Raw genomic sequence first — 13,992 nt, forward strand, 5'->3', positions numbered from 1 at the left:
GCTCAGGCGGTCGGCGGCTGCTTGAGCTTGGCCCAGACGGCTTCCAGGGCGGCGATGTCGGCGTCGTCCAGCCGGTCGTCGAAGGCCTCGGCGAGCGCGGTGCGGCGGGTGGCGTCGGCGGCGGCGAAGAGCGAGCGGCCCTCCGGCGTGAGGGCGATCCGCACCGAGCGGGCGTCGGTGGGGGAGGGGACGCGCTCGACGAGAGCGCGGGCCTGGAGCGAGTCGGCGACCCGGGAGACCTGGCTGCGGCTGAGCAGGGTCTTGGCGCCGAGGTCGGAGGCGGCGACCGGGGTGTCCTGGGCGTGCAGCCAGAGCATCACCTCGAACCAGGAGAGCGGCAGGTCGTGGGCCCGGGTGAGGGCCTGGTCGACGAGGGTGCTCAGGGTGGTGCCGGCCCAGACCAGGCCGTAGAAGGCGTGGTCGCGGGCGGTGAGGTCTCCCAGGGTGAGGTCGGTGCGCGCCATGCCGGCCACTCTACCGGTGTGCGTGTGCGTGCACGCATCCTGCTATGGTGTGTGTGCACGCACACAAACTCCAGGGAGTTTCGATGGCCACTCCGACGACCGGCCCGGCGACCACTCCGGCGACCGGCCCGACGACCGCTCCGGCGACCGCCGACCGCACCGTCCTGATCACCGGCACGTCCTCCGGCATCGGTCTCGCCGCCGCGGTGGGGGCGGCCCGCGCCGGCTACCGCGTCGTCGCGACCATGCGGGACACCGGCCGCTCCGGCGCGCTGACGGCCGCCGCCGACGACGCCGGGGTCGCCGACCGGGTCGAGGTCGCCCGGCTCGACGTCACGGAGCCCGGATCCGTCGCCGCGTGCCTGGACACGCTGATCGCCCGGTACGGCCGACTCGACGCCGTGGTCAACAACGCGGGCGCCGGCCGCGTCGGCACCGTCGAGCAGGACGGCCTCGACCCCGTCCGGGCGGCGATGGAGGTCAACTTCTTCGGCGTCGTCGAGGTCACCCGCGCCGCCCTGCCGCACCTGCGGGCGAGCGGCGGCCGGGTGGTCACCGTCACCAGCGTCGGCGGCGTGGTCGGCCAGCCCTTCAACGAGGCGTACTGCGCCGCCAAGTTCGCCGTCGAGGGCTTCATGGAATCCCTCGCCCCGGTCGCCGCGACCGTCGGCGTCCACGTCACCGTGGTCGAACCCGGCGCGGTGGCCAGCGAGTTCGTCGCCAGCCAGGCCATCGACCTGCCCGCCCTGCTGACCGCCGCCGGCCCGTACGCCCCCGCCCTGCAGTCGTACGCCGAGCGCACCCTCGCGGCCTTCGGCCAGGCCCAGAGTTCGGCGGAGGCCGCCGCGACCGTCGTCGAGGCGCTCACCGCCGAACGGCCGCCCTTCCGGGTGCAGACCTCCGAGCGGGCCCGTGCCTTCGTCGGCGCCAAGCTCGCCGACCTCGACGGCTCGGCCGTCCAGCGGCTCACCGGCAGTTGGGTCGGCTGAGTCCCGACCCGGGCGGACGGTTCCTGGACGGACGGCCCCCCGGCCCTCCGGTGCCCGGCCCGCCGGAGGGAAAACCCGCCGGTGAGGGGGTTGACGACCGGTCATACTGGGCGGTGCCCAGGCCGGGGCGCCGACCGGGTGCTCCGCGCAGCGTCCGGACCGGAGGATGATCCGATGAACAGCCACCCACCGACCGCCGTTCCGGTGGCCGGGACGCAGCCGCAGCCGTGGAACCGGCAGCGGCTGCGCAGCAACAACGAGTGGCTGCTCCTGGAACTGCTGCGCACCGGCGGCCCGTCCTCGCGGGCCCAGCTCGCCCGTGACACCGGCCTCTCCAAGCCCACCGTCTCGACCGCGCTCGCCACGCTGGAAGCGGCCGGGCTCGCCCGGGAGGCGGGCCGCTACGTCCCCGAGCGCGGTCGCACCGCCGTCCTGTACGAACCGGACCCGACGGCCGGGTACGTGCTCGGCGTCGACATCGGCCGGGCCCGGCTGCGGGTGGCGGTCGCCGACCTCGCCGGCACGATCGTGGCCCGGCGCGACGTGCCCAACAGGGGCCGCACCGCCGACGCGGTGGCCGACGCGGTCGTGGCGGCGGCCCGGGAGACCACGACCGAGGCGGGTCTGACGGCGGGGGAGATCGTCCACGCGGTGATCGGCACACCCGGCGTCTGGGACGAGGAGCAGCGCGGCGTGCGGTACGCCACCAGCCTGCCCGACTGGGGCAGACCCGGGCTGTTCGACCGGATAGCCGCCGGTCTGGAGACCGGGATCACCGTGGGCAACGACGCGAACCTCGCCGCCCTCGGCGAGTACACCCTGGGGGCGGGCCGCGGGAGCGGCAGCCGGATGTTCGCCTACCTGCTGGTCGGTACCGGGCTCGGGGTGGGGGTGGTCAAGGACGGCGAACCGCTCACGGGAGCGCACGGTGCCCTCGGCGAGGTCGGCCTCGTCCCCCTGCCGCCGGGGCCGGACGGCGAGCCGGGCGGCACGATCGAGGAGGCGACGGCCGCCGACGCGATCGTGCGCACGGCACTGGACCTGGGCATGCCGGGGCCGCTCACGGCGCGGCAGGTGTTCGAGGCGGCCCGGGGCGGTGACCCGGCCGCCGCTGTCGCCGTCCGCCGCGCCGCCGGGCAACTCGCCTACGCGACAGCCGTGTTGTCGGCGGTCCTCGACCCCGATCTGGTCGTCCTCGGTGGCGGCGTCGGCGCCAGCGCCGACCTCCTGCTCGAACCGCTGGAGCACGCGCTCCGCGGGCTCACGGTGATGCGTCCGGCGCTCGCCCCGAGCCTGCTCGGCGACGAGGCCGTCCTGCTGGGCGCCGTCGCCACGGCGCTGGACATCGCCCGCCCCGAGGTCTTCGAACGCCGCTCCGCCCCGGTCGACTGACCGTCGGTCGGGCGGCGGCCGGACGCGCCGTCGGCCGGATCGCCGCACCCGGGCGGCGACCTGGCCACCGGAACCTCGGGTGGTCAGATCCCGGGGCCGTAGCCGGGGTCCGGCCGGTGGCGGGGGGCGTACCACTCGGCGAGTCCCCACGCCGCGAGCGCGAGCACGGCCACGGCCGCGAGCGCCGCGAGCCAGGGACGGGGCACCCACCTCGCGACCAGCGCCCGGACGAGGAGCGGAACCAGGACGCCGCCGAGCACGATGAGTGGCAGATCGACGAGGAGCACGCCCAGATCGCGGGCATGACCCTCGAATCCGCCGTCGATACGGAGGGCGGCCCGCGGTGCCCACACGAGGGCCCCGGTCGTCGCGCCGAGGCCGGCGAGAAGGCATCCGGTGCAGCCCCCGGCCCTGGGGTCCACCCGGGCGGTCCGTCCTGCGGGGCTTTCGCTCATGCCCACGACGGACGCGGTGGCGCGCTGCGCGGTTCCGGCGGAGCCACCTGGCCGGCGCGCGGCGCTCGTCTTCGCGCGGTCGCTCGCCCTTGCGCGGTGGCTCGTCTCCGCAGGTCGGGGGCGACCGATCCACGATCACGGGCCAGCTGCCAACCAGGCGGTCACGGCCGCGGTGACGACGAGTCCGACGTTGAGTGTGATCCGGCGGTCTCCGCCCGTCAGGTGAACGGCGATCGCACCGGTCTGCAGGAGTACGAAGCCGACGGCCGCGGCCGGCGCCAGCCAGGGAGCGGTGCCGGTCAGCGGTGGCAGGACCAGACCGGTCGCGCCCAGTACCTCGATCGTCCCCAGCGCCCGCAGGGCCGGCAAGGGCGTGCGGTCGACCCAGGCCATCATCGGACGGAGTCGATCGCGGCTGCGGATCACCTTCAGCGTGCCCGCGTAGAAGTAGAAGAGCGCGAGCAGTCCCGCGACGATCCAGTAGGCGATGTTCATGGTTCCCGTTCATGGCCCCCGGTTCGCGGGGGCCTGTCGATTGCGGCGTTCTCGTCGTTCTCGTCGTTCACGTCGAATGCTTCGATTGCTTCGATCGCCGGGGAAGCCCTGGAGCGGGCGGTCCGTCGTCCGAGGGGTTGGACGCGAGAGGCGGTCGCGCTACGGCCCCGCCGGCCAGAGGGGGCGGCTGGGCGGGGCCGTCCCGTCGGGCTCAGGCGGGGTCGGTGGCGGGCTGTGTCGCGTAGCGACTCATCGCGTCGACGTTGGCCTGCGGCGTCAGCGGCCGGCCGTCGGCGAGCGACTCCTGAAGGTCTCGGAAGTACTGCACGTACAGGTCAGGCGTGAAGGTGCTGAGCATGACAGCGGGTTGGTCCGTCAGGTTGGCGAAGGTGTGCGGGGTGCCGGGCGGAACCATCACGAGCGTGCCCGCGGCGGCGTCGTAGTCCTCCTCCCCGACGGTGAACCGCACGTTGCCGGACAGCACGTAGAAGCCCTCGTCGTGTCGGCCGTGGCGGTGCTGCGGCGGGCCCTGCGTGTGCGGGGCGAGGACGGACTCGGCGATCGCGAGGCGGTGGCCGGTGTGGCTGCCGTCCTCCAGAACGCGCATGCGGGTGGTACCCAGAACGATCGTCTCGCCGTCCAGGGGACCCACCACCGAGATGGCGGGGTCGGCCTGCGGTTCGGTGCCCTTCGCTTCTTCGGTCATGTTCACGAGTGCACCGCCGGAAGCCCGCCGGTGTCCAAGACCCGTTCCGCGGCACCGATACCTGGTGGGTATCGTTGCAGCGTGGAGCTACGGACCTTGCGCTACTTCGTGGCGGTCGCCGAGGAACTTCACTTCGGCCGGGCCGCCACCCGGCTGCACATGAGCCAGCCGCCGCTGAGCCGCGCGATCAAGCAACTGGAGACCGAGGTCGGGGCTCTGCTCCTCGCCCGCTCGACCACCGGTGTCACGCTCACTCCGGTGGGCGCGGTGCTGTTCGACGAGGCGCGAGCCCTGCTCGACCACGCCGACCGCGTCCGGGTACGCGTGAGCGCGGCAGCCGGCGCCGAGACCATTACCGTCGGCATCCTGGGCGACAGCACGGACCCGGGAGTGGCCAGGCTGGCTGCGGCGTACCGCCGAAACCACCCCGGCCTGGACATCCGCGTCCGCGACACCGATCTGACCGACCCGACGTGCGGACTGCGCGCCGGACTGGTCGACGTCGCCCTCACCCGGGCGCCGTTCGACGAGACCGCCCTGACGGTGCGTACGCTTCGGGCCGATCCGGTCGGCGTCGTGCTGCGCGCCGACGACCCGCTGGCCCGCCGCGACCGGCTGCGGCTGGCCGAGCTGCGCGACCGCCGCTGGTTCCAGTTCCCGCAGGGCACCGACCACGTCTGGCAGGAGTACTGGAACGGCGGCAGGCCGCGTGAGGGACCAGTCGTGCGCGCCGTCCAGGAGTGCCTGCACGCTGTGCTGTGGAACGGCACTGTCGGCCTGGCGCCGCTCGGACACGACCTGCCCGCAGAGTTGACCGTGGTGCCGCTGATCGACATGGCGCCGAGCCGGGTGGTGGTGGTGTGCAACAGAGGGGAAACCAGCCCGTTGATCCGATCATTCATCGAGATCGCCACAGCAGCGTTCCGCCACTGAGCACCGACCGTGCCTCGTTCCTCGCCGGGGGAGCCGGCAGGGGGTGCCGACAGCCGTGCGAACAACCTCCGGCGGCAGCCCGACGGAGAGCGAGTTGTTGATCGACCCACCACCGTAGACGGAGACGAAGTCCCGGTGGTCCGCCGGGAAGGGAGTGCCCTACCTGCGGGCCGCCTCGTCCCGGTCGACGGGATCGCCGGCTCCGGCGTGCGGTGGCAGGATCCCGGACAGTCGGGCAACACTCGGGTGCATCGGTAGTGCCTCTCGGAGAGCTCGGACACGGCCCTGCCGAGCGTGCGCATGTGCGCGGGGCCCGCCACCAGACCGTACTTGCCGAGTTCTGGTTCGGGGTCGGTCGAGGGGCTCGGCCGGGTGTCTCGGCGGGATGCGGGCGCGGGGGCGGCGTGAGGGCGGGCAGTGCGGGGAAGGAAGTTAGGGAGCTTTACTTGATCCTTCGTCGACGACTCCACCGGAGGTCGCGTGTTCCCCCGCTTCGCTCTCCTCGCCGCCGCGGCGGCGACCCTGCTCGTGCCCGCCGTTCCGGCGGCGGCCTTCGTGGCCCCCGCCGCACAGACCGTCGACGTCTCCACCGCGGCCCAGTTGAAGGCCGCGCTGGCGGAGGCCGTGCCCGGGCAGACGATCCGGCTCGCCCCCGGTGAGTACCGGGGCGCCTTCGTCGCCCAGCGGCCGGGCACCGCCGACAAGCCCGTCACGCTCACCGGGCCGCGCACCGCCGTCCTGGTCAACGACGGCCCCTCCGGCTCCGCTCCCTCCTGCCCGGCGCCCACCTCCGGCTGGGACTCCGGCTACGGGCTCTGGCTGTACGGCGCGTCGTACTGGAACCTCACCGGCTTCACCGTGAAGGACTCCAAGAAGGGCGTGGTGCTGGACGGTTCGCCGCACGTGGTGATCGACGGCCTGTACGTGCACCACGTCGACGACGAGGGCGTGCACTTCCGCCGCTCCTCCGCCGACGGGGTGCTCCGCAACGCGGTCGTCGAGTACACCGGCCGGGTCCAGCCCGAGTACGGCGAAGGCGTCTACCTCGGTTCGGCGAACTCCAACTGGGGCTGCCACGGCAACAGCAACGGCGCGGACCGCTCGGACCGGGTGCTGGTGGAGGGCAACCGCATCGGGCCGTACGTCACGGCCGAGGGGGTCGACGTGAAGGAGGGCACCTCGGGCGGCACGATCAGGGGCAACACGTTCGACGGACGCGGCATCAGCGGCCAGAACTCCGCCGACTCGTGGGTCGACGTCAAGGGCAGCGGCTATCTGATCGAGGGCAACAAGGGCACGTTCTCCTCGCCGGGGACCTTCGCCAACGGTTACGAGACGCACAATCCGGCCACCACGCCGTCCTTCCCGAACGGCTGCGGGAACGTCTGGCGCAGCAACACCTCGGACCTCGGCGGTGTCGCCGCGTACGCGATCCGGATCACCTCCGTGTCCGCCTGCTCCGGACGCCCCAACGTGGTGTACGCGTCCAACACCGTCACGCGGGCGACTGCCGGCTTGACGAACATCCCCGTCACGCCCTGATCGGTGGGCCGGGGAGTGACAGAAGTAGGGCTGTATGTGATCGAGTCTGCCCGATGATCGACTCTCCGTGATCGCCAGATCTCGATCTGCTCACAAGTGCTTGAACGATGGACATGTCCGGTGGAAGAGCTGATTGACTCACGATCCTCTTTCAAGTGGAACGGAGCGTTCACGTCCATGCCTTCACGGATGCGCGGCGGTCGTCGCGGCCTGGCCGCCGTCGCCGGACTCGTCTTCACCGTCGGTCTCGCGCTGACCGGTTGTGACCCCACGACGGCGGACACCGTCACCTCGGCCGCCACGACGTCCGCCACCGCGGCTGCCACCGTCCCCGCGACCGCGCCCGAACCGGTGGTCCCGCCGACCACGCCCGCGGCCGCGCCGGTCCAGCCGACGACCCCGCCGGCGCCGACCGCCGCGCCGACCACGGACGTCGCGGTGCCGCCCCCCGCGGTCGCGCAGCCGCCCGCGCCGCAGACCCAGCCCACCAAGCCGGTCCAGCCCGCCGCACCGGTGACGCCCAAGGCGCAGCCGACGCCCACCAAGGCGGCGCCGCAGCCCAAGGTGACCACGGCCCAGCCGCCCACCGACCCGGAGCCGCCGGTCGCCGAGCCGAAGGCCCCCGAGACCAAGGCGGCTGCGGCCGGGGACTGCGAGATCCGCTCCAACGCGGGCAACTGCTACAAGGCGGGCCAGTTCTGCCGCAACGACGACCTGGGCAAGAGCACCCACGAGGCCGGTGGCCGGGTGATCACCTGCCGGATGGTCAGCGGAAAGCCGCACTGGCAGGTCTGACCGGACGGCACCCCGCGCGGGCCGCACTCGAACGCAGAGTGCGGCCCGCGCGGTGTCCGGCCCACCGTCGCAGGAACCGGGCCGAGCAGGGACGGCCCGACCGGCTCCCGACGACCTGCAGCGCACCTGCGGCGTGGCCTTCTTCCACGGCGGCCCGCAGCCTGCCCGCAGCCGCACGATGGTCGCAACTCCGTTCCGGCGACGCCCGCAGGAGCGCGTGCACGACCGACAGAGGCGTCACAAGTGCGCGTCCTACGCGTTCGGGTCCCACTCCGCGAGCTGGTCCATCGGCTCGGTGTCGCCCGTGATCTCCAGGCCGTCGAGCGGGATGCGCGCGTAGAAGTAGAGGACCAGTTCGCTCGCTGCGCCCCGGATCGCCAGGTCGCCCGGCTCCGCGTCGGCGGCGAGGTCGGCGCAGTGGACGCCGTCGGCGTTGAGGGTCAGGCGCCAGGAGCGGCCCTCGGTCGCGTGCAGGTCGATGGTCGCCGGCTTGAACGGCCAGGGGACGGTCGTCGCCGAAACGGTCGTCAGGAACTCGTCGACGCCCTCGACCGCGACGTCCGTCGGCAGCGGCTGCGCGGCCCCCTGGGTGAGCTGGACGTCGTAGGTGTGGACGGCGATCTCCTGGATCTGGTGCCGGGCCAGGGCTCCGCTGGTCTCCGGGGCCTGCGAGCGGCCCCACCAGGTCCAGCAGCCGCGGTCCGGGCCGGCCTCGCGCATCGCGTCGAGCATGAGCCCGGTCGACTCGGCGAGCCAGGCGTCCAGGGCTTCGCGGTCGCGGGGCGCGGTCGGGGCGCCCTTCGGGTCCGTCTTCGCCGGGGGCGCGGCGCCCGGGCCCGCGGCGACGATGGCGGCCTGGCGGCGGCGGCCGTCGCCGAGGTGCTGCGCCAGTTCGCGCAGCGTCCAGTCCGGGCAGGCCGGGACCTGGACGTCAAGGTCGGGGGCGGACGCGATCGCGGCGCGGAACGCGGCCGAACGGTCTTCGATCAGCCGCAGGACCTCGGGGAACTCCAAAGTGTTTTGCACCCCGGTTGTGTATCACGGCGCTCCGGCCGCCAGGTAGCGAATTTGTCGGACGAACGCGTCGACGGCCGGGTGGAGCGCCGGGGCCGAAGCCGTCCTGAAAACGCCGCGCACCGCTCGCCGACGGTGACTTCGACCACTGCGTTCGACGAGCAGGACGGCGACGACGTCAGCCGCTCGGCATCTACTCCTCCGAGGCCGAGGCCGAGGCCAGGCCGTGGCCGTGGCCGTGGAGCGGATCCGTGCCTTGAGCCGGGCCAGGTCCGGCGCGGCGGAGACGTCGGCGGATCCGAACACGGAGACGCCCGAGGGGGACTGAAGGGAATCGTTGTCAAACGTTCCGCTCGTCCAACCAGCCGCCGGGCAGCTCGGCGAGCGTGTTCCAGAAGAGCTGTTCGTACGCTTGCAGGAGCCGCCCGTACTCGCGTGCGGCGTCCGTCTCCGGCGCCGTCAGCCCTGCCGCTCCGATCGCCTCGGCGGCGGCCCGTTCCAGCCCGGTGGCCGGCCGGCCGAAGAAGTCGAAGAACGCGCAGGCCTCGTCCTCGAAACCGTGGTGGCGGCGGAGCGCCTCGGCGAGGGCTGCGCAGTACCGGCCCCAGGCCGCGAAGTTGGCGACGAGCGCAGCCGCGACGGCGACCGGCCGCCCGTTCAGTGCCAGCCAGGCGAGATACGCCGGGTAGGCCTGGCAGCCGGGCATCGGCGGGCGGGCCACCGCCTCGGCGGACAGCCCGCAGGCGGCACCCAGGGCGGGCAGGGTGTCCAGCGCGGCGCTCTCGCCGTCGGCCAGTCCGGCGAACCAGGCGCCGAGCGGCGCGTCGGCGCAGCGGGTGGCGAGCAGCAGCAGGCTGCGGCGGTCGGAGGTGATGATCCGCTGCTGCTGGGCGGCCAGTTCGGCGAGCACCCCCAGCCGGCCCCGGCCGGTCGCGAACGCCGCCACCAGCGCGGGCGGTTCACCGTCCGGAGCCAACTCGGTCCGGAGGTCGTGCAGTTGCCGTACGATCTGCCCGTCCGTCGCCATCGGTGGTCCTCCGCCTCGCCGCTCCGGCCCCCGCGAGCCATTCCTACCCTGGGGAGCCGCGGGAGGTGCGGTCGACACGGCGGAGGCGGGCGGGGAGGAAGCCCGAAGGGGAGCGGCCGGCTCAGCGGGGCAGTGTGACCAGCCCCGCCTCGTACGCCAGGATCACCAGGTGGACGCGGTCACGTGCGTCGAGCTTGGAGAGCAGCCGTGTCACGTACGTCTTGACGGTGGCCATCGACAGGACAAGCTCCCCGGCGATCTCGCCGTTGGACAGGCCGCGCCCGACGAGGGTGAGGATCTCCCGCTCCCGGTCGGTGACGCCGCCGATCCGTCGCGCCGCCGCCACCGGCGCAGGTGCGGAGGCCGGCGCCGGGGCGGGTTCGGGCCGGCCGGCGAACTCGGCGATCAGGCGCCGGGTGACGCTCGGCGCGATCAGGGCGTCCCCGGCGGCGACCACCCGGACGGCGGCGAGGATGTCGTCCAACGCCATGTCCTTGACGAGGAATCCGGACGCCCCCGCCCGCAGGGAGGCGTAGACGTACTCGTCCTCGTCGAAGGTGGTGAGCACCACGACGCGCGCCGGTTCCGGGCCGGCGGTGACCAGACGGGTGGCCTCGATGCCGTCCATGCCGGGCATGCGGATGTCCATCACCACGACGTCGGGGCGCAGTTCCCCGGCCAACCGGACCGCCTCGGCGCCGGTTCCGGCCTCGCCGACGACCTCCAGGTCGGTGGTCTCCGAGATGACCATCTCCAACGCGGCCCGGACCAGCGGCTGGTCGTCGGCCAGCACCACGCGGACGGTCATCGCACCCCTCCCGGCACGGGCAACCGGGCCGCGACCCGGAAGCCGCCACCCGTCCGGGGCGCGGCGTGGAACTCGCCGTTCAGCAGGGCGACCCGCTCGCGCAGACCGGCGAGGCCGTAGCCGCTGCCGGTGGTGTTCCTGCGGCCGAGGCCGGCGTCGGTGATCTCGACGGCCACCTCGTCCGCGTTCCGGCAGTCGACGGACACCCGGCAGGACGGGGTGGCCGCGTGGCGGACCACGTTGGTGACCGACTCCTGGATGATGCGGAAGGCGGCGAGGTCGACCTCCGGCGGGAGCGGGCGCCGTTCGCCGTGCCAGTGGACGTCGACCCGCACGCCGGCGGCCGTCGTCGCGGAGGTGAGCCGGTCCAGTCCGGCGAGGCCCGGTGGCCGGTGCAGCGGAGTCGGTTCGGCGCCCGCGTCCGGGGCGGTGACCGTGCCCGCGCCCGGGGCGGCGTCCGTGCCCGCGTGCGGAGCCGGGCCCCGGGAGGCGTCCGTGTCGGCGTGGTCCTCCCGGTCGGCCTGGCGCAGCGCCCCGAGCATCCGGCGCAGGCCGGCGAGCGTCTCCCGCCCCGCGGCCTCGATCTCGGCCAGGGCCTCGCGGGCCCGGTCCGGCCGGGTGTCGATGACCCGCCGTGCCGCGCCGGCCTGCAGTGCGACGATGCCGATGCTGTGCGCCACCGTGTCGTGCATCTCGCGGGCGATGCGCAGCCGTTCGGCGGTCGCGGCCTGGGCGGCCGCCCGGGCGCTCAACGTCTCGGCGTGCTCCCGGGACTGGCGCACGGACCGGCCGACCAGCCAGGCGATGACGGCGACCAGGATGCCCCCGTCCGAGGCGCCGACGCCGGTACCGCTGAGCAGACCGCCGCCGAGCTCGCTGATCATGCCCAGGTGGGCGACCAGCACGCCCAGCACCAACGCGAAGACGGCGCGCGAGGTGCGGCGCGGCCGGGTGGCCGCGACCAGGCAGAGCGCGGCGTCGACCGCCAGCAGCGCCGTCGGGGGCAGCTGCACGTCGGAGCGCCAGGTCTCCGTCTGCGCGACGGTGGCCGCGAGCAGGAGGCCCGTGGACAGCAGTGGCCACCGTCGCAGCAGCGCCGCGGCGGTGAACGCGACCAGGGTGGCGAGCACGGTGGTGGTCCAGCCCTGGAGCTCCGGGGGGAGGCCGGGCCGGTCGGACGGGACGGTGTGCGGGCGCGCGCCGACCACCACGAAGGGGTACACCAGCGAGAGGCACCAGGCCAGGGCCGTCCACACACCCGGCGGCACGCGCTTCGCCGGCGGCACGGTCCCCGGCGACGGCGACGGGGGCGACGATGCCGGGGACGTGGACAGGGGCGGGGGGAGCGGCGCTGACATGCGGTGATCGTATCCACGCGACCGGGCTCCGCCATCGGACCACGGTCGTACGACCAGGGGTGACAGTCCCTCCGGTCGGGTGTCGGCCCCGGTCCGATGCCCCGGAGGGCCCGGCACCGGCACCGTTGAGCCCATGATCGAAGTCCGTGAACTGACGAAGCGCTTCGGCCGCACCACCGCGGTCGACGGCCTCACCTTCACCGTCCACCCCGGCCACGTCACCGGCTTCCTCGGGCCGAACGGCGCCGGCAAGAGCACCACCTTGCGCATGGTCCTGGGTCTCAACGACCCCACCGGCGGCACCGTCACCGTCGACGGCCGCCCGTTCCGGGACCGGCCGCGCGGTCTGCGCCACGTCGGCGCCCTGCTCGACGCGGGCGACGTCCACGGGGGTCGCAGCGGCCGGGCCCACCTGCGGGCACTGGCCCGGAGCAACGCGCTGCCGCGCGGCCGGGTGGACGAGGTGCTGGAGGAGGTCGGGCTGGCGGGGGCGGCGGGCCGCCGGATCGGCGGGTACTCGCTCGGTATGAGGCAGCGGCTCGGCATCGCGACGGCGCTGCTCGGGGATCCGCCGGTGCTGCTGTTCGACGAGCCGCTCAACGGGCTGGATCCGGAGGGGGTGTTCTGGGTGCGCGGCCTGTTCCGACGCCTCGCGGCCGAGGGCCGGACGGTGTTCGTCTCCAGCCATCTGATGAGCGAGATGGAGCACACCGCGGACCGGCTGGTGGTCATCGGGCGAGGCGAGCTGATCGCCGCCGAGAGCGTGGCGGAGTTCGCCGCCCGCGGCACCCGGCAGGCCGTGTCCGTCCGTACCGCCGAACCCGCCGCGCTCGCGGCCGTGCTGAGGGCCGCGGGCGGCACCGTCCGGCCGGAGGGCGGTGACGGTTCGCTCACCGTGACGGGCCTCGACGCGAGCCGGATCGGCGAACTCGCCCTCGGACGAAGGCTCCTGGTCCAGGAGCTGACCACCCGTGCGGCCTCCCTGGAGGACGCCTTCAGGGAACTCACCGCCGACAGCGTCGAGTACGCGGCAGGAGACCACCGATGAGCGCGCCCACCACTCCGATCGGCGCCCCGCTCAGGCCCCGGGCCGCCACCGAGCCCCGGGCCGCCACCGAGCCCCGCGCCCGGTTCCGCGACCTGTTCGCCGCCGAGTGGATCAGGTTCTGGTCGCTCCGCTCGATGCCGTGGGTGCTGAGCGTGAGCGCTCTGGTCGTCATCGGCGCCAACCTCAAGGCCGCGAAGTACACCTACGACCACACCACCCCCGACGACTCAGTGTCGGCGGCCGGGGCCTCGTGGGCCGCGACGAACGCGTCGTTCACCGTGTTCGCCGCCGACATCGTGATGATCGTCGCCGGCAGCGTCGGCGCCGTCGTGATCGTCAGCGAGTACGCCACGGGGATGATCCGCACCACGCTCGCGGCCGTCCCCGACCGCCGCGCGGTGGTGACGGCCAAGGCGTCCGTCCTGGCGGTGGTCATGCTCGGCTACGGCGGCCTCACCGCGGGCGTGTCGTTCGGCTTCGGCCAGGCGATCCTGTCGGGTCGGCACCTCGGTCTGTCGATCACCGACCCCGGCGCTCTGCGGGTCGTGTCGGCCGCCGCGCTGCTGGCCCCGGTCTGCGCGTTCGTCGGCCTGGCTCTGGGCGTCCTGATCCGGCACGCCGCGGGCACCGTGGTCACCACGGTCCTGCTGCTCTTCCTCGCCCCGGCGTCCTTCTCCGAGAGCAACCGCTGGACGGCCCTCGTCGGGCACGCCATGCCGCTCACCGCCTGGCAGCGGCTGGCCAGGGTCGACCTGACGGAGACGCTCCTCCCGCCGTACCCGGCGACGGTCGGCGGCTCCTGGGCGGCGTACGCGGCCTGGCCGGTCCTCTCCCTGCTGGTCGCCGTGATCGTCCTGCGCCGCCGGGACCTGTGAGGCCCGCGCCGCAGGCAGCCCGGCGGCCCGCGAGCCGGGAGCCCGCGAGGCCCCGGGCGGCCCGGCCGGAGCGCCGCCGGGACCTCGCGGG

15 protein-coding genes are annotated in these 13,992 nt (G+C 74.1%); 7 read left to right on the forward strand and 8 right to left on the reverse strand.

Translation table 11 applies throughout. The features are described from left to right. Positions 1 to 2 precede the first annotated feature (2 nt). The gene (locus ABZY91_RS19805) at positions 3 to 464 is read right to left on the reverse strand and encodes a MarR family winged helix-turn-helix transcriptional regulator (protein WP_329952778.1); all 462 of its coding nucleotides are present in this window, start codon (positions 462 to 464) and stop codon (positions 3 to 5) included. 83 nt (positions 465 to 547) lie between these two features. On the opposite strand from ABZY91_RS19805, the gene ABZY91_RS19810 reads away from it, so the two are divergent. After that, a complete protein-coding gene (locus ABZY91_RS19810; protein WP_355403955.1) occupies positions 548 to 1,453 on the forward strand; it encodes an SDR family NAD(P)-dependent oxidoreductase in 906 nt (301 codons plus the stop codon). Between the two features lie 174 nt (positions 1,454 to 1,627). Then, complete coding sequence (locus ABZY91_RS19815; protein ID WP_329952776.1) at positions 1,628 to 2,845, forward strand: ROK family transcriptional regulator; 1,218 nt, start codon at positions 1,628 to 1,630, stop codon at positions 2,843 to 2,845. A gap of 83 nt (positions 2,846 to 2,928) precedes the next feature. Here the strand turns inward: ABZY91_RS19815 and ABZY91_RS19820 are convergent, their stop codons facing one another. The 3 genes from ABZY91_RS19820 to ABZY91_RS19830 form a co-directional block, all read right to left on the reverse strand. After that, positions 2,929 to 3,132, reverse strand: coding sequence for a hypothetical protein (locus ABZY91_RS19820; protein ID WP_355403957.1), 204 nt, complete (start codon positions 3,130 to 3,132; stop codon positions 2,929 to 2,931). Between the two features lie 303 nt (positions 3,133 to 3,435). Further along, positions 3,436 to 3,795 (reverse strand): DoxX family protein, encoded by a 360-nt coding sequence (locus tag ABZY91_RS19825; protein ID WP_355403959.1) that lies wholly within the window; start codon positions 3,793 to 3,795, stop codon positions 3,436 to 3,438. 211 nt (positions 3,796 to 4,006) lie between these two features. Beyond that, the gene (locus ABZY91_RS19830; protein ID WP_355403961.1) at positions 4,007 to 4,501 is read right to left on the reverse strand and encodes a cupin domain-containing protein; all 495 of its coding nucleotides are present in this window, start codon (positions 4,499 to 4,501) and stop codon (positions 4,007 to 4,009) included. Positions 4,502 to 4,582: 81 nt separating this feature from the next. Between ABZY91_RS19830 and ABZY91_RS19835 the strand changes: the two genes are divergently transcribed. From ABZY91_RS19835 to ABZY91_RS19845, 3 genes are all read left to right on the forward strand, one after another. After that, positions 4,583 to 5,434 (forward strand): LysR substrate-binding domain-containing protein, encoded by an 852-nt coding sequence (locus ABZY91_RS19835; protein WP_355403963.1) that lies wholly within the window; start codon positions 4,583 to 4,585, stop codon positions 5,432 to 5,434. A 480-nt stretch (positions 5,435 to 5,914) separates the two neighbouring features. Further along, entirely contained in the window at positions 5,915 to 6,976 is a 1,062-nt protein-coding gene (locus ABZY91_RS19840) for a sheath polysaccharide-degrading enzyme (RefSeq protein WP_355403965.1), read from the forward strand. 177 nt (positions 6,977 to 7,153) lie between these two features. Further along, positions 7,154 to 7,771 (forward strand): hypothetical protein, encoded by a 618-nt coding sequence (locus ABZY91_RS19845; RefSeq protein ID WP_355403967.1) that lies wholly within the window; start codon positions 7,154 to 7,156, stop codon positions 7,769 to 7,771. Positions 7,772 to 8,023: 252 nt separating this feature from the next. Here ABZY91_RS19845 and ABZY91_RS19850 read toward each other — a convergent pair whose 3' ends face one another. The 4 genes from ABZY91_RS19850 to ABZY91_RS19865 all read right to left on the reverse strand — a co-directional run bounded on the left by ABZY91_RS19850 (position 8,024) and on the right by ABZY91_RS19865 (position 11,978). Continuing rightward, entirely contained in the window at positions 8,024 to 8,797 is a 774-nt protein-coding gene (locus ABZY91_RS19850; RefSeq protein ID WP_355403970.1) for a maleylpyruvate isomerase family mycothiol-dependent enzyme, read from the reverse strand. A gap of 328 nt (positions 8,798 to 9,125) precedes the next feature. Then, positions 9,126 to 9,812 (reverse strand): transcriptional regulator, encoded by a 687-nt coding sequence (locus ABZY91_RS19855; protein WP_355403972.1) that lies wholly within the window; start codon positions 9,810 to 9,812, stop codon positions 9,126 to 9,128. A 121-nt stretch (positions 9,813 to 9,933) separates the two neighbouring features. Next, the gene (locus ABZY91_RS19860; RefSeq protein WP_355403974.1) at positions 9,934 to 10,620 is read right to left on the reverse strand and encodes a response regulator transcription factor; all 687 of its coding nucleotides are present in this window, start codon (positions 10,618 to 10,620) and stop codon (positions 9,934 to 9,936) included. Then, a complete protein-coding gene (locus tag ABZY91_RS19865; RefSeq protein WP_355403976.1) occupies positions 10,617 to 11,978 on the reverse strand; it encodes a histidine kinase in 1,362 nt (453 codons plus the stop codon). The genes ABZY91_RS19860 and ABZY91_RS19865 overlap by 4 nt, the downstream gene beginning before the upstream one ends. Before the next feature lie 133 nt (positions 11,979 to 12,111). On the opposite strand from ABZY91_RS19865, the gene ABZY91_RS19870 reads away from it, so the two are divergent. Both ABZY91_RS19870 and ABZY91_RS19875 read left to right on the forward strand, forming a co-directional pair. Continuing rightward, entirely contained in the window at positions 12,112 to 13,026 is a 915-nt protein-coding gene (locus tag ABZY91_RS19870) for an ATP-binding cassette domain-containing protein (RefSeq protein ID WP_355403978.1), read from the forward strand. Next, entirely contained in the window at positions 13,023 to 13,901 is an 879-nt protein-coding gene (locus ABZY91_RS19875; RefSeq protein ID WP_355403980.1) for an ABC transporter permease, read from the forward strand. Before ABZY91_RS19870 ends, ABZY91_RS19875 begins: the two co-directional genes overlap by 4 nt. Positions 13,902 to 13,992 lie beyond the last annotated feature (91 nt).

It is taken from the genome of Kitasatospora sp. NPDC002965, from assembly GCF_040611255.1.
Classification (GTDB): Bacteria; Actinomycetota; Actinomycetes; order Streptomycetales; family Streptomycetaceae; genus Kitasatospora.